This window comes from Pallidibacillus thermolactis (genome assembly GCF_025660415.1).
Lineage (GTDB): Bacteria > Bacillota > Bacilli > Bacillales > Caldibacillaceae > Pallidibacillus > Pallidibacillus thermolactis.
Genome location: NZ_JAOUSE010000029.1, coordinates 17,042 through 39,978 on the forward strand (window position 1 = coordinate 17,042; position 22,937 = coordinate 39,978).

At 33.8% G+C, this 22,937-nt stretch carries 25 protein-coding genes and 1 riboswitch; of the genes, 3 read left to right on the plus strand and 22 right to left on the minus strand.

Features of this window, described 5'->3' with window-relative positions; genetic code table 11:
• The first annotated feature begins 133 nt into the window (after positions 1-133).
• Complete coding sequence (gene fabF, locus OEV82_RS10050) at positions 134-1,375, plus strand: beta-ketoacyl-ACP synthase II (RefSeq protein WP_263061788.1); 1,242 nt, start codon at positions 134-136, stop codon at positions 1,373-1,375.
• 45 nt (positions 1,376-1,420) lie between these two features.
• Here the strand turns inward: fabF and OEV82_RS10055 are convergent, their stop codons facing one another.
• The 22 genes from OEV82_RS10055 to OEV82_RS10160 form a co-directional block, all read right to left on the minus strand.
• Positions 1,421-1,693 carry a hypothetical protein gene (locus OEV82_RS10055; RefSeq protein WP_263061789.1) on the minus strand — a complete coding sequence of 91 codons (273 nt, stop codon included), beginning with the start codon at positions 1,691-1,693 and terminating at the stop codon, positions 1,421-1,423.
• Positions 1,694-2,046: 353 nt separating this feature from the next.
• The gene (gene pheA, locus OEV82_RS10060; protein WP_263061790.1) at positions 2,047-3,195 is read right to left on the minus strand and encodes a prephenate dehydratase; all 1,149 of its coding nucleotides are present in this window, start codon (positions 3,193-3,195) and stop codon (positions 2,047-2,049) included.
• A 409-nt stretch (positions 3,196-3,604) separates the two neighbouring features.
• Complete coding sequence (locus OEV82_RS10065; RefSeq protein ID WP_263061791.1) at positions 3,605-5,047, minus strand: dihydrolipoyl dehydrogenase family protein; 1,443 nt, start codon at positions 5,045-5,047, stop codon at positions 3,605-3,607.
• Positions 5,048-6,289, minus strand: a complete 1,242-nt coding sequence (locus OEV82_RS10070) for a dihydrolipoamide acetyltransferase family protein (protein ID WP_263061792.1) — start codon at positions 6,287-6,289, stop codon at positions 5,048-5,050.
• 97 nt (positions 6,290-6,386) lie between these two features.
• Positions 6,387-7,412: an alpha-ketoacid dehydrogenase subunit beta gene (locus OEV82_RS10075; protein WP_263061793.1), complete on the minus strand. Its 1,026-nt coding sequence runs from the start codon at positions 7,410-7,412 to the stop codon at positions 6,387-6,389.
• A complete protein-coding gene (gene pdhA / locus OEV82_RS10080; protein ID WP_263061794.1) occupies positions 7,393-8,469 on the minus strand; it encodes a pyruvate dehydrogenase (acetyl-transferring) E1 component subunit alpha in 1,077 nt (358 codons plus the stop codon). The genes OEV82_RS10075 and pdhA overlap by 20 nt, the downstream gene beginning before the upstream one ends.
• 20 nt (positions 8,470-8,489) lie before the next feature.
• On the minus strand, positions 8,490-9,632 hold the full coding sequence (locus OEV82_RS10085; RefSeq protein WP_263061795.1) for a Leu/Phe/Val dehydrogenase: 1,143 nt from the start codon (positions 9,630-9,632) through the stop codon (positions 8,490-8,492).
• Positions 9,633-9,727: 95 nt separating this feature from the next.
• Complete coding sequence (locus OEV82_RS10090) at positions 9,728-11,071, minus strand: sodium-dependent transporter (protein WP_263061796.1); 1,344 nt, start codon at positions 11,069-11,071, stop codon at positions 9,728-9,730.
• A 278-nt stretch (positions 11,072-11,349) separates the two neighbouring features.
• Positions 11,350-11,814: an Lrp/AsnC family transcriptional regulator gene (locus OEV82_RS10095; protein ID WP_173657729.1), complete on the minus strand. Its 465-nt coding sequence runs from the start codon at positions 11,812-11,814 to the stop codon at positions 11,350-11,352.
• An 82-nt stretch (positions 11,815-11,896) separates the two neighbouring features.
• A complete protein-coding gene (locus OEV82_RS10100; protein ID WP_173657728.1) occupies positions 11,897-12,319 on the minus strand; it encodes a PaaI family thioesterase in 423 nt (140 codons plus the stop codon).
• 75 nt (positions 12,320-12,394) lie between these two features.
• The gene (locus OEV82_RS10105) at positions 12,395-13,360 is read right to left on the minus strand and encodes an NAD(P)H-dependent flavin oxidoreductase (RefSeq protein WP_263061797.1); all 966 of its coding nucleotides are present in this window, start codon (positions 13,358-13,360) and stop codon (positions 12,395-12,397) included.
• A gap of 51 nt (positions 13,361-13,411) precedes the next feature.
• On the minus strand, positions 13,412-14,272 hold the full coding sequence (gene paaX, locus OEV82_RS10110) for a phenylacetic acid degradation operon negative regulatory protein PaaX (protein WP_263061798.1): 861 nt from the start codon (positions 14,270-14,272) through the stop codon (positions 13,412-13,414).
• A gap of 239 nt (positions 14,273-14,511) precedes the next feature.
• A complete protein-coding gene (locus OEV82_RS10115; protein WP_263061799.1) occupies positions 14,512-15,285 on the minus strand; it encodes an enoyl-CoA hydratase-related protein in 774 nt (257 codons plus the stop codon).
• 9 nt (positions 15,286-15,294) lie between these two features.
• On the minus strand, positions 15,295-16,071 hold the full coding sequence (locus OEV82_RS10120; protein ID WP_263061800.1) for an enoyl-CoA hydratase/isomerase family protein: 777 nt from the start codon (positions 16,069-16,071) through the stop codon (positions 15,295-15,297).
• Positions 16,064-16,366 carry an EthD family reductase gene (locus OEV82_RS10125; RefSeq protein ID WP_173657723.1) on the minus strand — a complete coding sequence of 101 codons (303 nt, stop codon included), beginning with the start codon at positions 16,364-16,366 and terminating at the stop codon, positions 16,064-16,066. Before OEV82_RS10125 ends, OEV82_RS10120 begins: the two co-directional genes overlap by 8 nt.
• Positions 16,367-16,386: 20 nt before the next feature.
• Complete coding sequence (gene paaD, locus OEV82_RS10130) at positions 16,387-16,890, minus strand: 1,2-phenylacetyl-CoA epoxidase subunit PaaD (protein ID WP_263061801.1); 504 nt, start codon at positions 16,888-16,890, stop codon at positions 16,387-16,389.
• Between the two features lie 43 nt (positions 16,891-16,933).
• Positions 16,934-17,722, minus strand: a complete 789-nt coding sequence (gene paaC, locus OEV82_RS10135) for a 1,2-phenylacetyl-CoA epoxidase subunit PaaC (protein ID WP_263061802.1) — start codon at positions 17,720-17,722, stop codon at positions 16,934-16,936.
• Positions 17,719-18,036, minus strand: a complete 318-nt coding sequence (gene paaB, locus OEV82_RS10140; protein ID WP_173657720.1) for a 1,2-phenylacetyl-CoA epoxidase subunit PaaB — start codon at positions 18,034-18,036, stop codon at positions 17,719-17,721. Before paaB ends, paaC begins: the two co-directional genes overlap by 4 nt.
• Positions 18,037-18,114: 78 nt before the next feature.
• Positions 18,115-19,095 (minus strand): 1,2-phenylacetyl-CoA epoxidase subunit PaaA, encoded by a 981-nt coding sequence (gene paaA, locus OEV82_RS10145; RefSeq protein WP_263061803.1) that lies wholly within the window; start codon positions 19,093-19,095, stop codon positions 18,115-18,117.
• Positions 19,096-19,123: 28 nt separating this feature from the next.
• Entirely contained in the window at positions 19,124-20,452 is a 1,329-nt protein-coding gene (locus tag OEV82_RS10150) for a phenylacetate--CoA ligase family protein (protein ID WP_263061804.1), read from the minus strand.
• Positions 20,453-20,499: 47 nt separating this feature from the next.
• Positions 20,500-20,742, minus strand: coding sequence for an indolepyruvate ferredoxin oxidoreductase subunit alpha (locus tag OEV82_RS10155; RefSeq protein WP_173657718.1), 243 nt, complete (start codon positions 20,740-20,742; stop codon positions 20,500-20,502).
• Between the two features lie 14 nt (positions 20,743-20,756).
• Positions 20,757-21,761: an NAD(P)/FAD-dependent oxidoreductase gene (locus tag OEV82_RS10160; RefSeq protein WP_263061805.1), complete on the minus strand. Its 1,005-nt coding sequence runs from the start codon at positions 21,759-21,761 to the stop codon at positions 20,757-20,759.
• Positions 21,762-21,976: 215 nt separating this feature from the next.
• Positions 21,977-22,079: riboswitch (guanidine-I (ykkC/yxkD leader) on the plus strand.
• 46 nt (positions 22,080-22,125) lie between these two features.
• Between OEV82_RS10160 and OEV82_RS10165 the strand changes: the two genes are divergently transcribed.
• Both OEV82_RS10165 and OEV82_RS10170 read left to right on the plus strand, forming a co-directional pair.
• Positions 22,126-22,467 (plus strand): DMT family transporter, encoded by a 342-nt coding sequence (locus OEV82_RS10165; protein ID WP_173657716.1) that lies wholly within the window; start codon positions 22,126-22,128, stop codon positions 22,465-22,467.
• Entirely contained in the window at positions 22,467-22,784 is a 318-nt protein-coding gene (locus OEV82_RS10170) for a DMT family transporter (RefSeq protein ID WP_317634312.1), read from the plus strand. Before OEV82_RS10165 ends, OEV82_RS10170 begins: the two co-directional genes overlap by 1 nt.
• Positions 22,785-22,937 lie beyond the last annotated feature (153 nt).

The window sequence follows — 22,937 nt, forward strand, 5'->3', positions numbered from 1 at the left end:
ATTAAGAGAAAAATCCAACGAATGTATCATTCTTTTTTTATCATTATTGACAAACTCGTTATAATGGATATAGAACATTTTTATAGGATTTATTTATACTTCATAAAAGAAAGAATAGGTTGGTGAAAAATTTATGAAAAGAAGAGTTGTTGTTACAGGTGTTGGAGCAGTTACTCCTCTTGGCAATAATTCAGAAACGAGTTGGAAAAATATTTTGGAAGGTGTATCCGGTATAGATGTAATCAATTCTGTAGATAAAGAATTAATCGATGTAACAATTGCTGCTGAAGTGAAAGATTTTCATCCAGAAAACTATATTCCCAAAAAAGAAGTGAAAAGAATGGGTCGTTTCACACAATTTGCAATCGCAGCAAGTAAAATGGCATTAGAAGATGCAAATCTCGTTATAGGGGAAAATATCCAAGCAGAACGGGCTGGAGTATGGATAGGTTCGGGTATTGGAGGAATTGGAGAATATAATGAACAACATCGCAGATTCATGAAAAGAGGCGGTAGAGCAGTCAGTCCATTTACAATTCCGATGTTTATTCCGGATATGGCTTCTGGTTACGTATCAATTATTACCGGTGCCAAAGGCATCAATAATTGCTCTGTCACCGCATGTGCTTCCGGTGCTAATTCCATTGGAGATGCTTTCCGAGCTATTCAAAATGGAGTAGCAGATGTCATGATATCTGGAGGAACCGAAGCAGCAATTACGGATATGACGATTACTGGATTTTCAAATATGCGTGCGCTTTCCAGAAATAAAGATCCGAAAAAAGCGAGTCGACCATTTGACAAAAATCGTGATGGGTTTGTCCTCGGTGAAGGTTGTGGCATTCTTGTTTTAGAAGAATTAGAGCATGCTAGAAAACGAAATGCAAAAATTTATGCTGAATTGGTAGGCTATGGTGCAACTGGTGATGCTTATCATATTACTGCACCAGCTCAAGATGGTGAAGGAGCACAAAGAGCAATGCTGGCTGCCTTAGATGACGCAGGCATTTCCTATAACGAAGTGGATTACATAAATGCCCATGGTACTTCGACATACTATAATGATCTTTATGAAACAAAAGCTATTAAAGCTGTCTTTAAAGATCATGCTTATAAACTAGCGGTGAGTTCGACCAAATCAATGACTGGCCATTTACTTGGTGGTGCTGGTGGAATTGAGGCCGTATTTTCTGTACTATCTATTCGTGACGGGATTATGCCTCCGACAATCAATTATGAAACTCCCGATGAAGAGCTTGATTTAGATTATGTACCAAATAAAGCTAAAAAGCGAGATTTACAAATTGTTATGTCTAACTCACTTGGTTTTGGTGGACACAATGCAACACTAATTTTCCAGAAATATAATGAATAAATAAAAACGGACAATCTCCAGATAGGATTGTCCGTTTTTATCTACTTACTTATTAAAATATAAAATGATCCAAATAATGACTAATAATATAACTGCTATCGTTGAAATATTTTTATTAAATTTTATTTGCCAGTGTTGATTATTTTTAAAACCAAAGACAATAAAAACACCATTAAAAATAATAATAAGTAAAAAGAGAATTTTAATTAATTTTGATATGAGAATTTCATTAAATAGTGATAAATATAAAACAAAGGAAAATACGATAACACAAAATAAACAGAAAAAGAATGTAAATATATCTCGAATATTCCCCATAAAAAGATCTCCTCGAACGAGTCCTTTATAAAATTTTTGAACAATATTATTATAGCATAATTTATTTATTGTAATATAAACATTTATTATCAATTATTGTAAATATATCTATCATATACAGTGATTCTTAATGAGCTCATATACATCTTTCTTATTTATGATGTAATAATATTTTTACAACAATCAATAAATGGAGTCTTCTCGTTCGATTTCATAATCCTTTCATTAGGAATTAAATAGTCACTTTGTGACTATTAAAATAGCGATATTAATTTGTGCTTCATCGATTTCGTCTTTGTTTAGATAAGTCTTTATTTTCATAAGGTTTCCGTTATGAAACGTACCCAATTCTACTAATCAAGTAAATCACACTGTTTATAACAACCAAGTAAACGGAAATATTCACAACCTTGTTGGATTAATCCTAAAGCTTTGTTCACTCTTGCTTCCTCAATATTTCCTTCAAAATCTACATATAATAAATATTTCCAGTTACCGAATTCTTGAGGTCTTGATTCGATTTTCATCATATTAATATCGTTTTCTGCAAAATGTCTCAATAGATGATATAATGTTCCTGCTTTATGTTCCAAGGAGAATACAACGCTGATCTTATCGCAAGTATCATTTGCAATCAGATTTTTAGATATGATAAAAAATCTGGTTGAATTACCGGTTTTATTATTTATATTTTCTTTAATAATGTTGAGATTGTAAATTTCTGCCGCCCGTTGACTGGCAATTGCTGCTTTCGTTGGATCATTTAATTCGGCCACAAGTTTTACACTATCCGCTGTACTATGAAACGGAGTTAGTTTCCATTGGCGGTAACTTCTTAAAAATTCACTAGTTTGTTCAAAACCTTGTGGGTGTGAATATACTTCATTAATAGAGTCTAAATTTGTACCTTGAATACCAATTAAATGCTGATTAATTTTTAATACTGTCTCACCATTTATATATAACCCGCGGTTATTAATTAAATCCAACACTTGAGAAATGGTACCTGTTGATGAATTTTCAATCGGAACAACTCCATAATCAATTTCTCCGTTTTTAATTGCATCAAATACATCCTCAAATTCCACAAAATTTTTTGCGTGTTTTACGTCGCCAAAATATTTTAACATAGCTTCTTCTGAAAAGGATCCTTCTACTCCGTAGTAACCAATATTTAAATGTGTGATATCCGATGAAACAGTATTATGGGATAATGAATTTTTTGCTTTGTGTTCACGTACCTTTTTGTATTGGACCTGTTTAGCAATTTCGATAGTATGATAGAAAAAGCGTTTCAATTGTTCACTGTAACCTTTATTGTCAAGGTATTGTATATTTTTATTTACGACTTCTTCTTCACGTTTTTGATTTTCAACTGGTAAATCATTGTTAATCTTATATTGACAAATATCATTTACAATATGTAATCTTTCTTCAAATAATTTCGTCAATTGGCGGTCAATTTCATCTATTTTAGCACGATATCGTTCTAATTCACTCATAGTAGTATTCCCCTTTTTTGCTATAATTTAATAGAAAAAAGAACTCAATTCAACTGAGTTCTTCGAATCTTGTGATACAAATTAAATAAGTTTAAGTGCGAACTCATGAAAAAAAGATATGTGATTTTTTCAGCAACAAAAACCAGCATTATATCCAAAGTCCTGGAACAGGAAAGGAAAAGTAATGTTTGTAAATAATCCAATCTTGTTACACATACCTCTTTACATGAGCATCCACCATTCTATATAAATTTTAAAATAATCTTATTATTTAGTTATAATAAATTTATAGGATACTTTAATAATTGTCAACTTTATTGTTGTAAAATATTAAAGTTTTTTATTGTTCTAAAAATAAAAAAACTCCCCTAATAATACAGAATACTGTTATTACAGGGGAGAGATTCAACTATGATAATTGGATTGGTTCATTTTTTTTATTTCGTTTTGGTATGGTGTGGATCGATAGGCCGACCAACCCTTCAACAGCTTCTAATAATCCTTCATTCATACTAGGATGTGCATATAAAGGAAATTTCACATCTTCTTCTTTTGCTGCCATTTCTAATAACTGGACGAAAGTACTCGATAGTTCTACTGCCCCATCGCCAATCATGTGTATACCCAGAATGATGTCCTTTTCTGCATCGGAAATAATTTTTATAAAACCATCTTTTTCTCCAGTAATCATTGAATATCCATTTGATGCAAGTGAAAATTGATTTGTACGGATATCTTTATACGCACGTTTCGCATCATCTTCAGATAACCCTACCGATGCCATCGGTGGTATAGTATGAGCAATTTCTGGTAAAAATGTCAAATCAACTTCAGAATTACACCCCGCTAATCGTTCCGCAATGACTTTTCCTTGCTTAATAGCTTTCACTGCTAAAAAAGGTGTTCCGGTTACATCACCGATTGCATAAATATTCGGAATCGAAGTTTCTAGGTTCTTATTTATTTTAATAAAACCTTCTTTCAAAAACTCCATACCGATTCGTTCAAGACCAAGTTCTTTTATGTTTGGTAAGCGAGTACCAGAGATGAATAAATGGGTTCCTGTAATTTCCGAAACTTCACTACCAATACTTATCGTAAGTATTAAACGATCATCTTTTTCTTCAACCGTTTGTAGCGAAACTGAATTAATCCATTGTATTTTTTTCTTCTTAAAAATTCGTAAGAATTCTTTATTTATTGAACGATCGAAAGGAAGTTCACTGTTTTCCCACAAAATTGTGATTTTGGCTCCTAACGCATGAAACGTTGTAGCAACTTCTAAAGCAATATAGTCATTTCCATACACGATTAAATGCTCTGGTACTTCATTTAAATTAAATATTTCATGGGAAAGAAACATGCGGTTTTGAGTGTTCGCGATCCCCTTTTGCATTTTAGGTATACTTCCCGTTGCAATAATTGCTTGTTTAAATTCAAAAATATCAAACTGGTGTCTATTTTCAACGCCAATACGGTTTTTAGATAAAAATGTTGCTTTTCCTGTAATGACTTCGATTTGATTCCCTTTACAAAGTGATTGAATTCCCCTTTGTAAAGTTTTTGAGATTTTTTCTTTATAATTTAATATAGGGGTTAAATCACTAAAGTTATCGATTTTTGGAAAGCCTAAATTCTCGAGATGTCTCATTTCAACTTTTTTCTTTCCAGTGTAAGCATATAATTTCGATGGAATACATGCTTTGTTTAAACAAATTCCACCCATTTTATCTTTTTCAATTAATGTTACGTTAATACCTAATTGTGCAGCTCGAATGGCTGCCGTATAACCACCTGGTCCTCCCCCAATAATAATTAAATCCCGTTCTTGACAAATTTCTCCAACTACCATTCATATCAACTCCAGTAAGAGTATATTCGGTTCTTCAACTAATTCTTTAAATCGATTAATGAAATTTACTGCTGTAGCTCCATCGGCAACACGATGGTCAAAAGATAATGATACATTCATCATCTGAGCTACTATAATTTCATCATTCTTAGAAACGATCGGCATCTTTTTGGTTTTATGAAATGCAATCAGTGCCGTTTCAGGATAATTAATTATTGGTGTAGCACCAGTACTTCCTAGAGGACCAACATTACTAACAGTAAAAGTACTATCTTTCATATCATCTATCTTTAATTTTCCATTTCTTGCCTGTTCATTTAAACGTTTGATCTCATCATGAATGAATTGAATTGACTTTTTATCTGCGTTATGAATTACAGGCACAAGTAAGCCTTCCGTTGTATCCACTGCTATACCAATATTGTAGTATTTTTTCACATGAAGCTTTTCGTTTTTATCATCCAATTCAGCATTAAATACTGGAAAATCTTTTAATGCAATGACAAGAGCTTTTATTAAAAATGCAGCTACACTAATTGAATAACCTGAGTCTTTTAATTCCTTTCGCATGTTCATTAATTTTGTCATGTTAATTTCGTCAAACGAAGTCACATGGGGAATTGTAAAAATTGATTTCGTCATTTTTTTAGAGATTTTTTTCCGAATAGGATTCAAGGCGATTTCTTCTATTAGACTTGTTTGTTGTATAGTTTCCTCATTAGAAAGTGATTTCGTTTTTTGTGGTATTGTTTTTGTTGAGTTTCTTTTTTGTTCAATATAACGATAAACATCCTCTTCTGTCACCCTTCCTGATGGATCAGACGCTGGGACTTCTTCAATATTAATATTGTTATCGCGTGCAATTTTTCTAGTATATGGTGTTGCTAACACCCGTCGATGCGGCGTGTAAAAGATTTGTTTTTGTTCAAAAGGTACCATTTCCTTAATCTCTGTCTTTATTTTTTCATTCGCAACAGACACTACTTGTTTGTTTTGAATTTCCTTTTTTTTGGCCTCTATATAAAGTAACGTTGTTCCAACTTCTACTGTTGTTCCTTCTTTAATGATAATTTCTTTAACCGTACCTTCTGTCGGTGCAGGTAATTCAGCTACCATTTTATCGGTTTGTACTTCTAAGAGTGGCTGATCAGCTTTAACATAGTCACCTGGTTTAACATAATATTTTAAAATTTCCCCTTCTGTCATTCCTTCACCAATATCATGCAACTTTACCGCTATCATCACTTTTCCCCCTTCCCTAAATCAATTCAAGGGTAAAATTTATATACTACTAGTACTTCATCTTTTTATATGAACCTATGAAACTATTCAATATGATTTAGAAATGAACAACTTTAAGAATGCCATCTAAAACACGCCGTGGTGTTGGCAGGAAATGCTCTTCTAATGCGAATAATGGAACCGGTACATCAAATCCTGTCACTCTTTCAATTGGTGCACGTAGATATAAAAATGATGTATCATTAATTATGGAGACAATATCATTTCCGAGTCCTCCTGTAGCATATGCTTCATGAACGATGACGGCCCTGCCTGTTTTTTGGACGGATTCGGCAATCATATCCCGATCAATTGGATATAGAGTTCGTAAATCAATAATTTCACAACTTATACCTTGTTTCTTTGCTTCCTCAGCTGCTTTCTCCACGACAGGAATCATTGCTCCCCAAGCAATTAATGTAACATCGTCTCCCTTTCTTACAATTCGGCCTTTTCCTAAATCAACTTTATAATACCCAACCGGAACCTCGGCACGTTTTGCTCGATAAATCTTCATCGGTTCTAAAATTAAGACTGGATCTGGATCTTCTGCAGCCGCAATTAATAACCCTTTTGCATCATATGGGGTAGAAGGACAAACCACCTTTATACCAGGCATATGTGTAAAAAGGGCTTCAGAACTGTCCGAATGGATTTCCGGTGACCGAACCCCTGCTCCATAGGGTGCACGTATAACCATTGGGACAGTCAATTTCCCCATAGTTCTTTGCCGCATTCGGGATACGTGTGTCATAATTTGATCATAAGCTGGATAAATAAATCCTAAAAATTGAATTTCAGCAATCGGCTTGAAACCATTTACCGCTAAACCAACAGATGTGCCTATAATGCCAGATTCTGCTAACGGTGTATCCACAACACGTTCTTCTCCAAAACGTTTTTGCAATCCATCGGTCGCTCGGAAGACTCCACCGTTTTTTCCAACATCTTCTCCTAACACAAGAATGCGTTCATCCATTTCTAATAAAGTTTTCAAACCATGGTTAATTGCGCCTAAAATCGTTAAATTTTCGGTAGTTTCTCTCTCAACTTGTTCGAACAAATTATCCATTTGAAGTGCCATAAGATTCCCTCCTTAATTGTTCGAGAACACTTTTTTTCTGTTCCATTAACTGGTCTGGTAATACGGCAAATACATGATCAAATAAATCATTGACATTTGGATCTGGATAACTTTCCATGGCTTCAACAGATGATTCAATTTCTTGTTTGATTTTTTCATCGATTTCAGTAAACCAATCTTGCTCCCAAAATCCGTATTTCTTCATAAAACGCTCGAGACGTATTAAAGGGTCAACAATACTGTTTCCTTGTTCATCTGACCGATATCTTGTTGGATCATCTGCAGTTGTATGTGCACCTTTCCGCCAAGTTACTGCTTCAATTAATGTAGGTCCGTTACCAGCTCTCGCAGAATAAAGAGCATTTTTCACATTAAAATAAACGGCAAAACAATCATTTCCATCGATACGAATTCCAGGTATACCATAAGCAACGGCTTTTTGTGCAATCGTTTGGGAATTCATTTGTTTAGAGATTGGAACAGAAATCGCATACCCATTATTTTGATTAAAGAATACAACAGGAGCTTTTAATACACTCGCAAAGTTCAAACCTTCATGAAAATCTCCTTCAGATGTTGCTCCATCTCCAAAGTAAACAATTACAGCATTTTTGGTACCTTTCAATTTTTCTGCCCAAGCAACCCCTGCCGCATGAGGTATTTGTGTTGCAATAGGAACAGCTGGTGGAAAAATTCGTTTTCCCTCCGGCGGAACACACCCTTCTACGCGCCCTTTCCAATAGAGTAATGTTTTCGTCATATCAAATCCAAAAGTTAGAGTTGCACCATGGTCTCTATATGTTGGTAACATCCAATCATTTTCATCTAAAGCTAAAGCGCTTCCAACTTGGGCAGCTTCTTGACCTTCAAAAGGAGGATAAGTACCTATTCTTCCTTGTCGTTGCAAGCTTATTGATTTTCTATCGAACAATCGAATGCGATACATATGATAATAAAAGCGCTTCGTAAGTTGATCTGTTATTTCACTTTTATATGAAGACTCAAGTAAATTGCCTTCATCGTCAATGATTTTTTTCAAAGAAAATTGTGGATTCATTTGAAACCCTCCCTACCTGATTAATTAAGTATATTCCATTTTGGTCTCACAGAATGGTTAAAAAAGTTGTTTCGATTTCTTGCTGAAAGTATTCTTTGTTCACACATAAAATTTGCTGCTTCAAGTGTTGTAATGTTATTACGTTCAGACTGTTGAAACACGTCAATAAGTGTATCGTATATACGTTTTGTTTTCTCAAGGACACGTTCTTTATTAATGTTATAAAGTTCATCGGCTACCTGAATTAATCCTCCAGAATTTATAATATAATCTGGTGCATACAGAATCCCTTTATCAAATAACTTCAATGCATGTTCTTCAGTTAATAATTGGTTGTTCGCAGAACCAGCAACTGCCTGGACTTTTAATTGATCAATCGTTTGATCGTTAATAATTCCTCCTATTGCACATGGAACGAATATATCGGCATTTTGAGAAAATATTTCCTCATTACTTACAATCTTGATGCGCCCATTTAATGAATTTGCTTTTTCCTCAATTTCCTTTAAACGATTCATATTAACATCAGAAACAATTAAATGTGCTCCTTCTTCTAACAAGTTTTCAGCTACTTTAAATCCAACTTTCCCTAAACCTTGAATGGCATAAGTAACACCACCAAGACTTTCATTTCCAAATAGAGTCTTATTTACTGCTTTCAAACCATATATAATACCCATTGCAGTAGGAATAGATGAGTCTCCACCACCTCCATAACTTTCTGGCAAACCGACAATATAATTTGTCTCTTTATAGGCCTGAACAAAATCCTCCATTGTGGTCCCCATATCTGTCCCTGTATAAAATCTTCCGCCTAACGATTCAACAAACTGACCAAAAGCTCTGAAAAGTTCTGGAGATTTATCCTTTTCCGGATCACCAATAATTACAGCTTTTCCTCCTCCAAAATCTAGATCTGCAGCTGCACACTTATAAGTCATTCCCTTTGATAAACGAAGTACATCTTTTAAGGCTTCCTCCACACTAGAATAAGGATACATCCGACAACCACCTAATGCTGGTCCAAGTGTTGTATTGTGAATGGCGATAATTGCTTTTAGTCCTGTATCCGGATCATTGCAAAAAACAACTTGTTCATGTTCTGCTATGAGGTTAAAAAATAGAAAGTCATTCAACAATGATTCTTTTTCTATCATTTTCATATTAAACACCTCTTTAAAATCATAAGTAACTAAATCAATAATGAATTTTATTGATATTCAGAAATATACAATCGTAGTTCTGTTTATTTTTATATTTAAATAATGCCGATTAAATCTAAATAAACGATGATAATCGCGATTGGTACTAAATATTTTAATAATAAATACCAAGATGCAAAAATTTTCTTACCAATAGATGAACCACTGGATATTTCTTCAAGTAATCTTTCTTTCGAAATTTTTAATGGGATAAAAATGCTAATTAACAATGCACCAAGTGGCATTAGAATATTACTGACTAAGTAATCTGCATTATCAAAAATGATTTTATCAAACAATGTGATGTCACTTAATACGCCGAAAGATAAGCCTGATGGTATTCCAACAAGAAATATTAACAATCCAATAATCCATGAAAATTTCATTCGTTTTGTTTTATCACCTTTAGAAAATACAGCTACAATTATTTCCAACATGGAAAAAGCAGATGTTAATGCCGCAAACAAAAACAAAATAAAAAACGCAACTAAAAATATGATACCGAATGGAATTTGATCAAAGACAAAAGGTAAAACGTTAAAAATTAATACTGGTCCTTGGTCAGGTTGTAGTCCAAAAGAAAAGACCGCAGGGAAAATAGCTAAACCAGCTAATAACGCAACAAAAATATTCATAATAACAATCGAAATTGCTGATGCAGGTAGACTTTCCTTCTTTGATACGTAAGAACTATATGTAATCATGACAGATACACCAACACTGAGTGTAAAAAAAGATTGACCCATAGCAAAAAGTAAAGTTTCAGATGTCATATTCGAAATGTCTGGTTTAAAGAAAAACTCAATTCCTACATGTGAACCATCTAATGTAACAGAACGAAGGATAACAATTAATAACAAAATAAATAGGCCAGGTATCATTATTTTATTTGCCTTTTCTATACCTTCAGCAATCCCTTTAGAAACAACAAAAATGGTGATAAGCATAAAAATTAAATGACCCGATATGGAAATCAGCGGATCAGATATTGTTTGGCCAAATACTTCTTGATATTGTTCATTTGTTAGCCCACTTAGTCCACCAGTAATTCCCTTAATGATATATAAGATAATCCAGCCGCCTACAACACTATAAAAAGAAAGTAAAATGAAACATGTAACCATACCTAGTCTGCCAATCAAATGCCATGAACTATTTGGAGCAAGTTCTTTAAAGGATTCAATGGCATCTTTTTGTGTTGTTCTACCAATAATAAATTCACCAAGTAAAAGTGGTAAACCAACTAAAACAGTAAATAAAATGAAAATAAGTAAGAATGCTCCTCCCCCACTAGTTCCAGCTACATACGGAAATTTCCAAATGGCACCAAGTCCGATCGCTGATCCCGCTGCTGCAAATATAAATCCTAGCCTGGATGTCCATTGATCTCTATTTTCCATAATCATACCCCCTTTTTATTTAAGCGCTTTCAAAATTGTTTTATCTTAAGCTGCTAACATTCGTTACCTATTATAAAGAATATACGAAATATTTTGAATAACAAAACGAAAGAAAATTTAGTTTTTCGTATTCAATCAGAATAAAATGAAAAATAATTTAATTCATTTTGAATATTCAGTAATAAATGAATAGCATTATCTGTTAACAGTATAGAAGATTCAGAAGTGAGCTAAATTGTTTAAGCTTTCACATTTGTCATAAAAAAATTTTTGAAGAATTATTCTTCAAAAGGCCATGGGGAATTTTCATCAATTGGGAGGATTTTTTTATTGGATACAGGAGATTTCAATACAATTGAAGTATGGATGATTCCGAACTTTATTAAATAATCAATTAGTTTATTTAAATGGTCCATATCTTTCACAGCTGCTTTTAACAAATAATGCATTTCACCAGTCAAACGATGACATTCAAAAATGTCTGGGTGCTCAGCTGTCATTTTTTCAAAATGACTATAAGAAACGCTTAATTCGCTTACATGAATATACAACAAAATATTTCTGCCAATTTTTTCTGGTGAAACGGTTGCTGAAATTTTGTTTATAATTCCTTTTTCTTTTAGTCGATTTAACCTTTCCGTTACACTTGGTCTACTTAGAGCCAATTTTTTGGACAGTTCACTTAACGTAATCCTCCCGTCTTCTTGCAAAATTTTTAATAATTTTATATCTGTCTCATCCATACTCTCACCTCTATTAAAAAAAATAAAATCATCTCCTTAATTATAAAGATTACAACTGCTTTTAGGTTTGTTATGTTAATGTTTAGTTATCAATAATCATGATTGATGATACTGCATTTCCAACTATTTTATCATTTTGTATAATTTCTGCTGATAAGTAGGCAACTGTTTTCCCTATTCTTTCAACTTTTGCTTTTACTTCAACGGTTCCAGTAGTCACTGGTCGATGAAAAGTAGTATTTAAATTAATGGATGCAAAAGATTGATTTTCTTTTAATTTTGATGAAATTGCATATGCCATTATTGTATCAGCAGCAGAAGCAATATATCCTCCCATAACGACACCGTTACCATTGATAAACTTTTCATCAACATTCCAAATTCCCTTTGCAATTCCATCTTTAGCATAGGCAGGAATTATTTGTAATGTTATATCACAGTTTGGAGGGGCGGCACCATTGTTGGCAGCTTTTACAAGATCTGTAGTTTTATATTTTTTAATCATCACAACCTCCTATACATATCCAAATTTTTGTAGGTTATCTTCACTTCATAAAAACTCTTTAGTATGTAAGCCAATTTAAATCAACTTCAAAGACAAGTTAAAATAGTTAGGATTTAAAATATCTTTTGCTTCATTGATCATATTTTCCATTACTTCTGCAACAGTCGGGAGGTCTTCAATTAAACCTGCAATTTGACCGCCTGTCATAAATCCTTCTCGATCATTTCCTTCAACTGTACCAATATAATGACGTTCTTCACTTGTTTTTTCTTTATATTCTTCAATACTACCTCTTTTATTCTCTAAATTTAGTAAGCTTTCTGCATAATGATTTTTTAATATTCTTCTAACCTGTTTGAAACTTCTTCCAACTATGACAGTTGACTCATCATTTGCTTTTAATATCGATTTTTTATAATTTGGATGGAAATTTGCTTCTTTAGTAGCGACAAAACGAGTTCCTAGTTGTACTCCTGATGCACCTAGTGCTATTGCGGCTGCAAATCCTTTTCCATCAGCTATTCCACCAGCTGCAACAATTGGGATGGAAACTTCTTTAGCCACCTGAGGTATTAATGTCATTGTAGTACTTTCATTTGGTGAATTAATTCCTGCCGCTTCGTACCCTTCACAAACAATTAGATCAGCGCCTAGTATTTCCGCTTTTTTGGCTTGTCTAACTGTTGAAGTTACACAAATAACTTTTATATTATGTTCATGAAACATTCCAATTAAATCAGAAGGATTTCCAGCTGAAAGAGAAACAACCGGAACACGATGAGCAATCACTTCTTCAGCAACTAATTTTGTACATGGATGTACCGATATAGGGATATTTACACAGCATGGTTTAGTCGTATTGGAAATCATCACCTTTATTTTATTAGAAATTTCAGATATCGGCAAATTTCCTGTACCAATTGTACCTAATCCACCAGCATTAGAAATCGCTGCTGCAAGTAGTGGATCACTTATATTGCCCATACCACCTTGTATAATGGGATACTTTATTTTTAAAATTTCTGTGATTGAATTTCTCATTCTAAACACATCCTATTTTTTTTATAACTGACATTAAGCCGGAAAATCTTTTTACATTATATTAGAATTTTTGGTAATTTTACCATATCCTTTGGAAAAGACTTCTTCAAAATATTCATTGGCTGGTTGTTCCAAAATACGGTAATATTTTTGAAATAAATGAACTGCTTCCTCTTTCTTCCATTTGTTAGGAAGTAATTCTTTAGGGAGACCTGGGTCGACAAAGAGAGATTTACGGTACTCATGAACGAGTAATGCTCTCCTTACAAAACACTTTTGATTACTTAACTTACCTGAACGAATTTTACTTTCGTCATTTTGATACCCGTCTTTAAAAAGACTAATAAATTTTTCATATGTTCGGTTGATTTCCTCTATATCCCAATATTCACTTACGATCTGTGTGTTTGATTTCGTTCCAATATTTTCTGAAACAAAAAAATTGACATTATCAGCGATATCATATTTTTTTACAATTGTATAAACTTGTTCTTTCAAGTCGTTGGGGCTAATCCATGCACTGTTTGATAAAGGCGCAAAGCCACTCCAAATTAATTCATTTCTAAGTTGATCTCGAACTTTTCTTCTTTCTTCGGGTATTTTATAAAAGAATATCCGCCATTTTCCATCCCATTTACCGGGTTCCACTTGATAAATTCTTCCAGCGGCTTCTTCCGTCCGTCTTTTCCCAAATTCAGTTAATGAGTAGAAACTTTTATTTCCTTCTTTTCTACTTTCCAACCAATTTTGTTTACTCATCCGTGAAATGGCTGCTCTTACAGATTGCTCGTTATAACCGAAAGCTGCAAGCAATTCAATTAAACTTCCTATCCAAATCTCATTTCCATAATGTCGAATATAATCACCATACAATGTAATAATCATTGAACGAGTACTTGGTATGTTTTCCATTAATTAACATCCTTCTAGTATTTTTCTGTCATAATTTTAACACTTTAAACATTTTACTTTTTTCATTATTCTGATTCTACTATAATTTATATTTTATTTCCAATTTAATCTAATATAGCCCCTATATATTAAAAAGATTATACGAACCGATCTTTTTTCGGTTCGTATAAAAAAGTTTTAATAGATTAAAAGAAACATAATGGATAGAATTGGTGTTTCGGTCTAATCAGTATTTCCTTTTAACGTCCTTGGAACACTGGTTTTCTTTTCTCAACAAAAGATTGGACACCCTCTTTAAAATCCTCTGTAGACCCTGCAATTTTTTGACTATAGGCTTCATATTCTAAAAACTCATCTAATCTTGTTTCATAACTTTTTCGAATAAGGTTCTTAATTAATTCGATTGCTTTTGTCGGTTTATTCGCTAGTTTTTCAGCAAAATTTTCCGTTTCGCTTTCTAATTCATCAAAAGGAACCACCTTTGTCACAAGTCCGTACTTTTCAGCATCACCAGCTGTAATTTTTTCACCTAAAATGGATAGTTCGATTGCTTTCGCAGAACCGACAAGTTTAGGTAAATAAAATAAATTTCCTGTATCTGGAACAAGTCCGATATTAATAAACGCTTGGATAAAGGTTGCTTTATCAGATACAATTCGGAAATCACAAGCAAGTGCAAGGCTAAACCCGGCACCAGCAGCAACACCGTTAACAGAAGCAATAATCGGTTTACTGAAACTAGCTATTTGTTTTAACATTGGAGTATATCGTTTTTTTATGATTTCACCTAGATCAATATTTTTGTCCAAACTTTTTAAATCTTCTCCAGAACAAAAGGCTCTGCCTGCCCCCTGAATCACTAATGCACGTACACTCGGATCTTTTTCAGCAATTTTTAATGCTTGGACAATTTCTTTATTCATGATTTCATTAAAAGCGTTAAGACTATCAGGTCGATTTAGTGTTAAATACGCAACTTTATTTTTCACTTTATAAAGAATAGTTTCATACAACGAATCCACCTACTTTCCTTTGAATATCGGTTGTCTCTTTTCAACAAAAGCTTGCATTCCTTCCTTTTGATCATCTGTTGCGAAAAGCAAATAGAAGTTTTTCCTTTCATATTGCATAGATTCATAAATAGATAAATCGACCGCCTTTGTAACTGTATCTTTTATTAAGCGGATTGATAGTGGCGGCTGTGTGGCAACTTTTTTAGCAAATGCCATTGCTTCATCAAAAAGAACTTCAACTGGAAGTACTTGATTGACTAAACCATATTCATATGCTTTTTTCGCATCGAAATATTCACCAGTCCATAACCACTCTAAAGCTTTTCTTGGTCCAATTGTTTTCGTTAATTTCACGGTACCTCCAGCCCCTGGCATCACACCCAAATTTACTTCTGGAAAACCAAATTTCGCATTTTCTGCAGCAAATACGATATCACAGCTTAATACAAGTTCAAATCCACCACCAACAGCATAACCTTGCACGGCAGCGATAATTGGTTTTTTAATCAATGACATACGGTCCCATTCTGCAAACTGATCCAACTTTTCTAAATAAATCGGATCATCTTCTTTCATTTCTTTTATATCTGCACCAGCCGCAAATGATCTTCCATTAGCAGTTAATAATATCACCTTTATATTTTCGTTCTTATTAAAGGTTTCAAGTGCATTGACTAATTCTGTAATCATCGGCCTGTTTAACGCATTAAGCACTTCAGGCCGATTCAGAATAATTTTGCCAACAGCGTCATCAATTTCAGTGAAAATATACTGATAATTACTCAACTTCCTCACCTATCATCATTGTTACAAGATCTCCTGCAAAGGACATTAAATCTTTCCCAGATGCTTTTGCTTCATCAGTTTTCATGGCTTCTTTTAATGATTGATGATCATCATAGTACATTTCACACAACAAGTAATATTCGCTTTTACCAGTTGGTGACCCAACAATTTTTGTAATTTCCACTTTGCGTAATCCTGGAATTTTTTCCGTAATTGGTACATGTACATTATAATAGTGTTCATCGAACGCCTTTGGATCCTTAGGTTGTTTGTAAAGTGCAATTAGTTTTACCATAAAAATCATCCTTTCCTTTTTTAAGCTATTGGTTTCATGGCTTCAAATGGATTTCTACATTGCCTGCAATATAAAATACTTCGGCATGCTGCTGGTCCAAAAATATTTTCCATTGTAATATTGGTTGAATTACAGTATGGACATTCAATTTCCCACGGATCTCCAGGATTATGATCCGGAGAAGGTGTTGCAATACCAAACTTTTTTAATTTCTTTCTACCTTCCTTGCTAATACGTTTCGTAGTCCAAGGTGGATGGTAGCAATATTTGACATCTACATGAAACTTGTTATCTAGTGACGATAGTGCATCTTTTACTTCATTTTTAATATTTTCTTTAATCAAATCTAGTGCTGGGCAACCGGTAAAGGTTGGTAATAATTTTACATGTATCGTGTTTTCAGTAATCTCAATATCTTCAACCATTCCAAGTTCTACGATACTAATCGGCTTTATTTCAGGATCTTTGACGTTTTGGAGGATGTCCATAATTTCTTTTTTTAATGCAATTGTTTTTGACGGCATATCGGCACCTCCCTTTCGAACAGGCTTCATATATAACACACTCTTACCAAGAAGCCGCTTCCAAATCTGAAAGATAAACTTCACTTAACGTTTCGATTGCTTGTTTTAAATCTTCAGTATGTTCCCCATTCCTTCCATTTCCACGTAACATTCCTGGGTTTTCATCTATTGTAAATTCAACTTTCTTAAACACCTTTTCAATACTTTCTAAAAACCTTGTTTCCAGTTTTTGCTCTGAATCAATATATTGATTAGCAGAAATTTCATCCCCATAATTTCCTAACGAGATGAGACCACCTAAGTCCTTCCATATACGCTTGATGGCATCTTCCATTTTTGTTCTGGCAACTTCCGTACTTAGCATTAATTGTGTAAACCAAGTTTCCCAATGCATTAAATGATAATATTGTTCCGATTGGATTTTTCGAGATACAATCGAAAGTGGTTCATAGCTTGATTGTTTCAAAGATTCAAGTTGAATTGTTTTAAAATGACTGTATAATAAATTTCTGACTACGGTGAAAGCCCAATCGTAATCTGGTTTTTCCAAATATGATCCCGGTCCGTTTTTTTCTTCAAGGATAATCGCATTTCGGAATTGTTCCGGTTTACGACCGTGGGCGATTTGATTAAGGTTTCCTTCACCAAGATCCTCAAGTAACTGATAAAACATATATGCATGACCCATTGTATCTTGACTTATTGAAGAGTAAGCGACATCTTCCTCAATATGTGGTACTAAGCCTAACCATTCGGATCCACGAAAAGCATGAATAAAATTATCATCCGCTAACTGATAAAGTAACTCCCGCAAAGATTCATTTTTTTTCATTGCACTTCACCACCAGTATTCATCGCTTCCAATTTTCTCCACTTTGACGGAAGATCAGCATATCCTTTTGTTTCTCGATAATGTTTATTATCTAAACGTTTAAAAGCTTCTCTTTCTTCTTCAGTCATCTTACGAATATCCGAGCGTTTGACGACCCATAAATCATGGATTTGCTCTCTTCTAAAAAAATTTTCCTTTGCCAACACATAAGCCATTTCTAAATTTGGGGCAAGAATACTGAAACGATGTTCAAGGCTTAAGTCGCTCCTTCTACGACTGAAGACTTCATATTCTTGATAGAACTCTTTTACCATTGAGATTCACCTCATTCCGTATTACTTTAATGAAAGTTGATAAGGCAATCTTTCTCTTTTATTTTCTTAGGGTACATCTTATCCAACTAGAATTTTTTTGTCCTTAACATGAGTTAAAGCTTCTCGGACCCACTTCGTATTTTCATAGGATTCCCTTCTTAAAGCTAAACGGTTATCCGTCATAGGACCGTTTCCTTTTGTAATTTCTTTGAATTTTTTCCAGTCAGGTTCTTGATAAACCCATTCACCTTTTTCCTCATCAAAACGCAAAGTTTCATCTGGAATTATTAATCCTAATTTCTTAATTTTTGGAACATATTTTGTTAAGAATTCTTGACGTAGTTCCTCATTGGTTTTTGAACGAATTTTATATTTAATATTGATATCGACTTTAGAATGTCCAACTACTTTTGCAGATTTTGGCCCAAAGAACACTAACAATGATTCCCACCAACGATTTAGTGCCTCTTGCAACATTTTCTTTTGATATGTTGTACCTGATGCTAAAGCTAATACAAGACTTTCACCATGTTTTGCATGGAATGATTCTTCCTGACAGATTCGCTTTAACGCTCTGCCATAGGGACCATAGGAAGTTTTTAATAACATTGTTTGCGTTAAAATGGCTGCACCATCTACAAGCCAAGCAATAATTGCAGCATCAGCCCAAGTGGGTGCTGGCATATGGAAAACATTATGAAACTTTAAACGTTTTGTAAATAAATCTTGCATTATATCTTCCCTATTTTTTCCTAACGGTTTCATTAAATCTTCTGCAACACGTAATAATAATTGACCGTGTCCCATTTCATCTTGAACCTTTGCCATAATGGCTAATTTACGATGTAATGTTGGAGCTTTTGGGACCCATTCTTTTTCTGGTAGCGCTCCCATAATTTCACTAATTCCATGCATAGAAATTAATTTGATTAAATTCATTCTGTAATCATCGGGCATCCAATCTTCAGCTTCAATTTTCTCACCTTTATTAATTCGTTCCATAAAGTGTGCATATTTTTCTTGATCCGTGAGATTCTCAAAAGAGGCTACATTAACCATCGAAAAAGCACCCCTTTAAATAATGATTTTATATTTTTACATGTTTTTCATTTAATTTTAAAACCCGAATCGCTTTTCCTTCAGACCTAGGAATTGATCCAGGAGATTCAACCAGAGTTTCAACCGAAATCAAACAACTATTCTTAATCTTCCGATAAATTCTTGCGGTAAGATGTTTTATTTTGTCGTGTTCTAAATTTTGATTAATGCTTTTATATATTTTTTCATTTATTTCTACTTTTAATGTTACTTTATCAAGCGCACCTTCACGCGAAATAATAAGTTGATAGTGCGGAACTAGTTCTTCAAATTGTAATAAAGCGCTTTCTATTTCGGATGGAAAAACATTCACACCACGGATAATCAGCATATCATCTACCCGTCCTTTAATGCGGGAAATTCTTTTATGAGTACGTCCACATTGACACGGGTCTGGTATTATGGAGGCAATATCACCAGTCCGGTAACGAATTACCGGCATAGCTTCTTTTGTTAAACTCGTAAATACAAGTTCTCCTTCTTCACCATCAGGAACGGGCTCCAACGACTCCGGATCAATTATTTCTACAAGAAAATGATCTTCTGCAATGTGCAGACCATTTTGTACCTCTTTACATTCAATACCAACACCAGGTCCCATCACTTCGCTCAATCCATAAATATCCATAGCCTTAATATTTAATCGTTCCTCAATATGTGTTCTAATTTCTTGCGACCAAGATTCTGCACCTAAAATTCCATATTGCAAACTTGTATTTTGCGGGTCTATACCTAACTTATCCATTGTTTCAATAATGTTTAATAAATAGGAAGGAGTAGCTGTGATAACTGTTGGTTTATAGTCTTCAATTAACATAACTTGACGTTCCGTATTTCCAGCAGATACCGGTACAGTTGCCATTCCTAACTTTTCCGATCCATAATGGATTCCTAATCCACCTGTAAACAAACCATATCCATAGGCATTGTGTAAAATGCCTCCGGGTTCCCCACCGCATGCGGCAATACACCGTGCCATTATTTCTGCCCAATGGTTGATATCATTTTTCGTGTAGGCTACTGTTGTTGGCTTGCCACTTGTGCCACTGGAAGAGTGTATTCGAATTACTTCTTTCATCGAGACGGCTAATAGTCCAAATGGATAATTAGCACGTAAATCAGTCTTTTTGGTGAACGGCAATTTCTTTATATCCGTTAATGTTTGAACATCATCTGGTGTTATTCCTTGCTCTAACAATTTCTTCTGATAAAAAGGAACATTCCTATATACCCGTTTAACCGTATCTTGTAATCTTTTTAATTGTAGCTCTTCTAATTTCTTCCTTGACATTGTTTCGATTTCTTCTTGATATAACACCCTTTGTTCACCACCAACATATAAATTTAAAAAGATGTATACTAGTTTTATGAATTTTTTAAGAAGAATTGTTTATTTCTTTGAATATATTCCTGATCATGTTCAGGTACATCTTCTTCATAATAGATGGCTTGGACTGGACAAACAGCTTCACAAGCTGCACAATCAATACATATATCCGGGTCAATATAGTACATATCTTCTCCCTCATGAATTGCATCAACGGGACATACTTCAACACATTCTGCTGACATTTCATGTCGACATGGAGATGTTATCACATAGGCCATATTCTATCCCTCTCTTAAGACACCACTATTTTTTCAAAAATACTTGTACTATGTTGTGGTTGTTTTCTTGCATTTGGATTAATATATGCTTTTATACTGCTAATAGCCGTTGCAGCATCACCGAATCCGGTTGCAATTAACTTGACCTTACCATTATAAGTAACAATGTCTCCTGCTGCATATACTCCTTCAACACTTGTTTGCATCGTAGAGTCTGTTACAATAGAATTTTTATCAATTTCTATCCCCCAATTTTTTATTGGACCAAGAGATGAAATAAAACCATAATTACAAATCAGTTCATCCAATTCTACTTTCATTTTCTCTTCCGTTTTTATATGTTTAATCTCAATAGACTCAATTTCTGAATCATTTCCACATACATTGGAGACTACATAAGGCGTGTAAATACAGATATCAGCGTTCTTTAATTGCTCTACTGATGATTCATGTGCACGGAACTCATTTCTCCTGTGGATAATTGAAACACTTTTTGCAACCGGTTCTAGCATCAATGCCCAATCTACAGCAGAATCTCCACCACCAAGAATACATACATTTTTATTATGAAAACGTTTAACTTCTTTTACATAATAATGTAAGTTATTATTTTCATATTTTTCTGCACCTTGGATATTTAATTTCCGAGGTTGAAATGCACCAACACCTGCAGTAATGAGAACGGTTCTTGAAAGATGAACATTTTTATCTGTCTCTAATTGGAAGATACCATCTACTAATTTCGTCAAAGTTTCCACTTTTTCTCCAAGAACGACCTCATGGTTAAATTGAAAGGCTTGATTTATTAATTGATCAACAAGTTCCTGTGCCTTTATTTTTGGAAAACCTGCAACATCATAAATATATTTATCTGGATAAAGTGCTGTTAATTGCCCTCCGAGCTGTGGCAGACTTTCAATAATTTTTACTTTTAATTGACGCATGCCACCATAAAATGCTGCAAAGAGTCCAACAGGACCTCCACCGATTATTGTTACATCATAAATTTTCCCATTCAAGAAAGTTCCCCCCTTCCCTATTACAATAATTCGTATGACGGATTTTTTACGTCAGTTTATATTTTCGTTATATCTGAATGTTAACAATTTTTAACAAAATAGTCAATACACTATTTTTTATTTTTAAAATTTTACAACAATTTATTTTAAGGGCAAATTATTACGAAACTCTTCATTTTTTTGAATTAAAATATGTTGTATAATTTCTTTTGTAAGAAATTGTTTTCTAAAGGTTCCGCTCTTTGTAGGTCTGGTCCAAAAGAAAACACACGAATCGAAATTCGATCCGTGTCACGGAAGGATAAAAGCCTGGGAGATACTATTAAACAGTATTCTCTTAGGCTATTTTTTTAGGAGGTTTTTTATGAAAAGAAATTGGTTGATCGTCATCATTGCCGCCATTTTTGAAGTTTTTTGGGTTATCGGATTAGCACATGCCTATAATTTTTGGACATGGTCAGGTACCATCATTGCAATAGTTATCAGTAATTATTTATTAATCAAATCAAGCAGTATTTTACCTGCAGGAACAGTCTATTCCGTTTTTGTCGGCTTAGGAACTGCTGGAACTGTAATTATAGAAATATTATTTTTCAACGAACCAATTAAAACGTCTAAATTACTATTCATTGCAATTTTACTTTATGGTGTTATTGGCTTAAAAACAGTAACTGATGAAGATATAAAACAAGGAGGAAATTCATAGTGGCTTGGCTATTATTAATTTTTGCTGGTGGATTAGAAGCCTTCGGTGTTGCGATGCTAAACCAAATACATTTAAGTAAAAAAATATGGGTTCCGCTGACTTTTTTTATACTTGCATTTGTATCTAGTTTAGTGTTATTATCAATCGCAATGCAAACGATTCCTATGGGGACCGCCTATGCCCTTTGGACAGGGGTTGGAGTTGTAGGAGGAACGATTATTGGTATGATATTTTACGGAGAATCGAAAAATTTTAAGCGAATATTTTATATTGGAATAGTCTTAATTGCTGCCATAGGATTAAAACTAGTGGCATAAAAAATCGTCTGCTAAAAAATTTAGCAGACGCCAGACTGTCGACAAACCCCAACTCAAATGCTTCATTTGAGTTGGGATTTGTCTTTTTTTGCTCATCATTTTCTAAGATTCTTATCTTATTTAGGCTGGACATGGTCTTTTCCATGTCCAGTT

Bases quoted from the DNA above. Each gene is read 5' to 3' on its own strand.
- OEV82_RS10100 (WP_173657728.1), bottom strand. From the start codon at position 12,319: ATGATTAAAAAATATAAAACTACAGATCTTGTAAAAGCTGCCAACAAT.
- OEV82_RS10065 (WP_263061791.1), bottom strand. From the start codon at position 5,047: ATGGTAGTTGGAGAAATTTGTCAAGAACGGGATTTAATTATTATTGGG.
- paaD (WP_263061801.1), bottom strand. From the start codon at position 16,890: ATGCCGTCAAAAACAATTGCATTAAAAAAAGAAATTATGGACATCCTC.
- OEV82_RS10125 (WP_173657723.1), bottom strand. From the start codon at position 16,366: ATGGTAAAACTAATTGCACTTTACAAACAACCTAAGGATCCAAAGGCG.
- OEV82_RS10105 (WP_263061797.1), bottom strand. From the start codon at position 13,360: ATGAGAAATTCAATCACAGAAATTTTAAAAATAAAGTATCCCATTATA.
- paaB (WP_173657720.1), bottom strand. From the start codon at position 18,036: ATGGTAAAAGAGTTCTATCAAGAATATGAAGTCTTCAGTCGTAGAAGG.
- OEV82_RS10155 (WP_173657718.1), bottom strand. From the start codon at position 20,742: ATGGCCTATGTGATAACATCTCCATGTCGACATGAAATGTCAGCAGAA.
- OEV82_RS10075 (WP_263061793.1), bottom strand. From the start codon at position 7,412: ATGGCACTTCAAATGGATAATTTGTTCGAACAAGTTGAGAGAGAAACT.
- OEV82_RS10055 (WP_263061789.1), bottom strand. From the start codon at position 1,693: ATGGGGAATATTCGAGATATATTTACATTCTTTTTCTGTTTATTTTGT.
- OEV82_RS10070 (WP_263061792.1), bottom strand. From the start codon at position 6,289: ATGATAGCGGTAAAGTTGCATGATATTGGTGAAGGAATGACAGAAGGG.
- OEV82_RS10090 (WP_263061796.1), bottom strand. From the start codon at position 11,071: ATGGAAAATAGAGATCAATGGACATCCAGGCTAGGATTTATATTTGCA.
- pheA (WP_263061790.1), bottom strand. From the start codon at position 3,195: ATGAGTGAATTAGAACGATATCGTGCTAAAATAGATGAAATTGACCGC.
- paaA (WP_263061803.1), bottom strand. From the start codon at position 19,095: ATGGTTAATGTAGCCTCTTTTGAGAATCTCACGGATCAAGAAAAATAT.
- paaC (WP_263061802.1), bottom strand. From the start codon at position 17,722: ATGAAAAAAAATGAATCTTTGCGGGAGTTACTTTATCAGTTAGCGGAT.
- OEV82_RS10095 (WP_173657729.1), bottom strand. From the start codon at position 11,814: ATGGATGAGACAGATATAAAATTATTAAAAATTTTGCAAGAAGACGGG.
- pdhA (WP_263061794.1), bottom strand. From the start codon at position 8,469: ATGAATCCACAATTTTCTTTGAAAAAAATCATTGACGATGAAGGCAAT.
- paaX (WP_263061798.1), bottom strand. From the start codon at position 14,272: ATGGAAAACATACCAAGTACTCGTTCAATGATTATTACATTGTATGGT.
- OEV82_RS10085 (WP_263061795.1), bottom strand. From the start codon at position 9,632: ATGAAAATGATAGAAAAAGAATCATTGTTGAATGACTTTCTATTTTTT.
- OEV82_RS10165 (WP_173657716.1), top strand. From the start codon at position 22,126: ATGAAAAGAAATTGGTTGATCGTCATCATTGCCGCCATTTTTGAAGTT.
- fabF (WP_263061788.1), top strand. From the start codon at position 134: ATGAAAAGAAGAGTTGTTGTTACAGGTGTTGGAGCAGTTACTCCTCTT.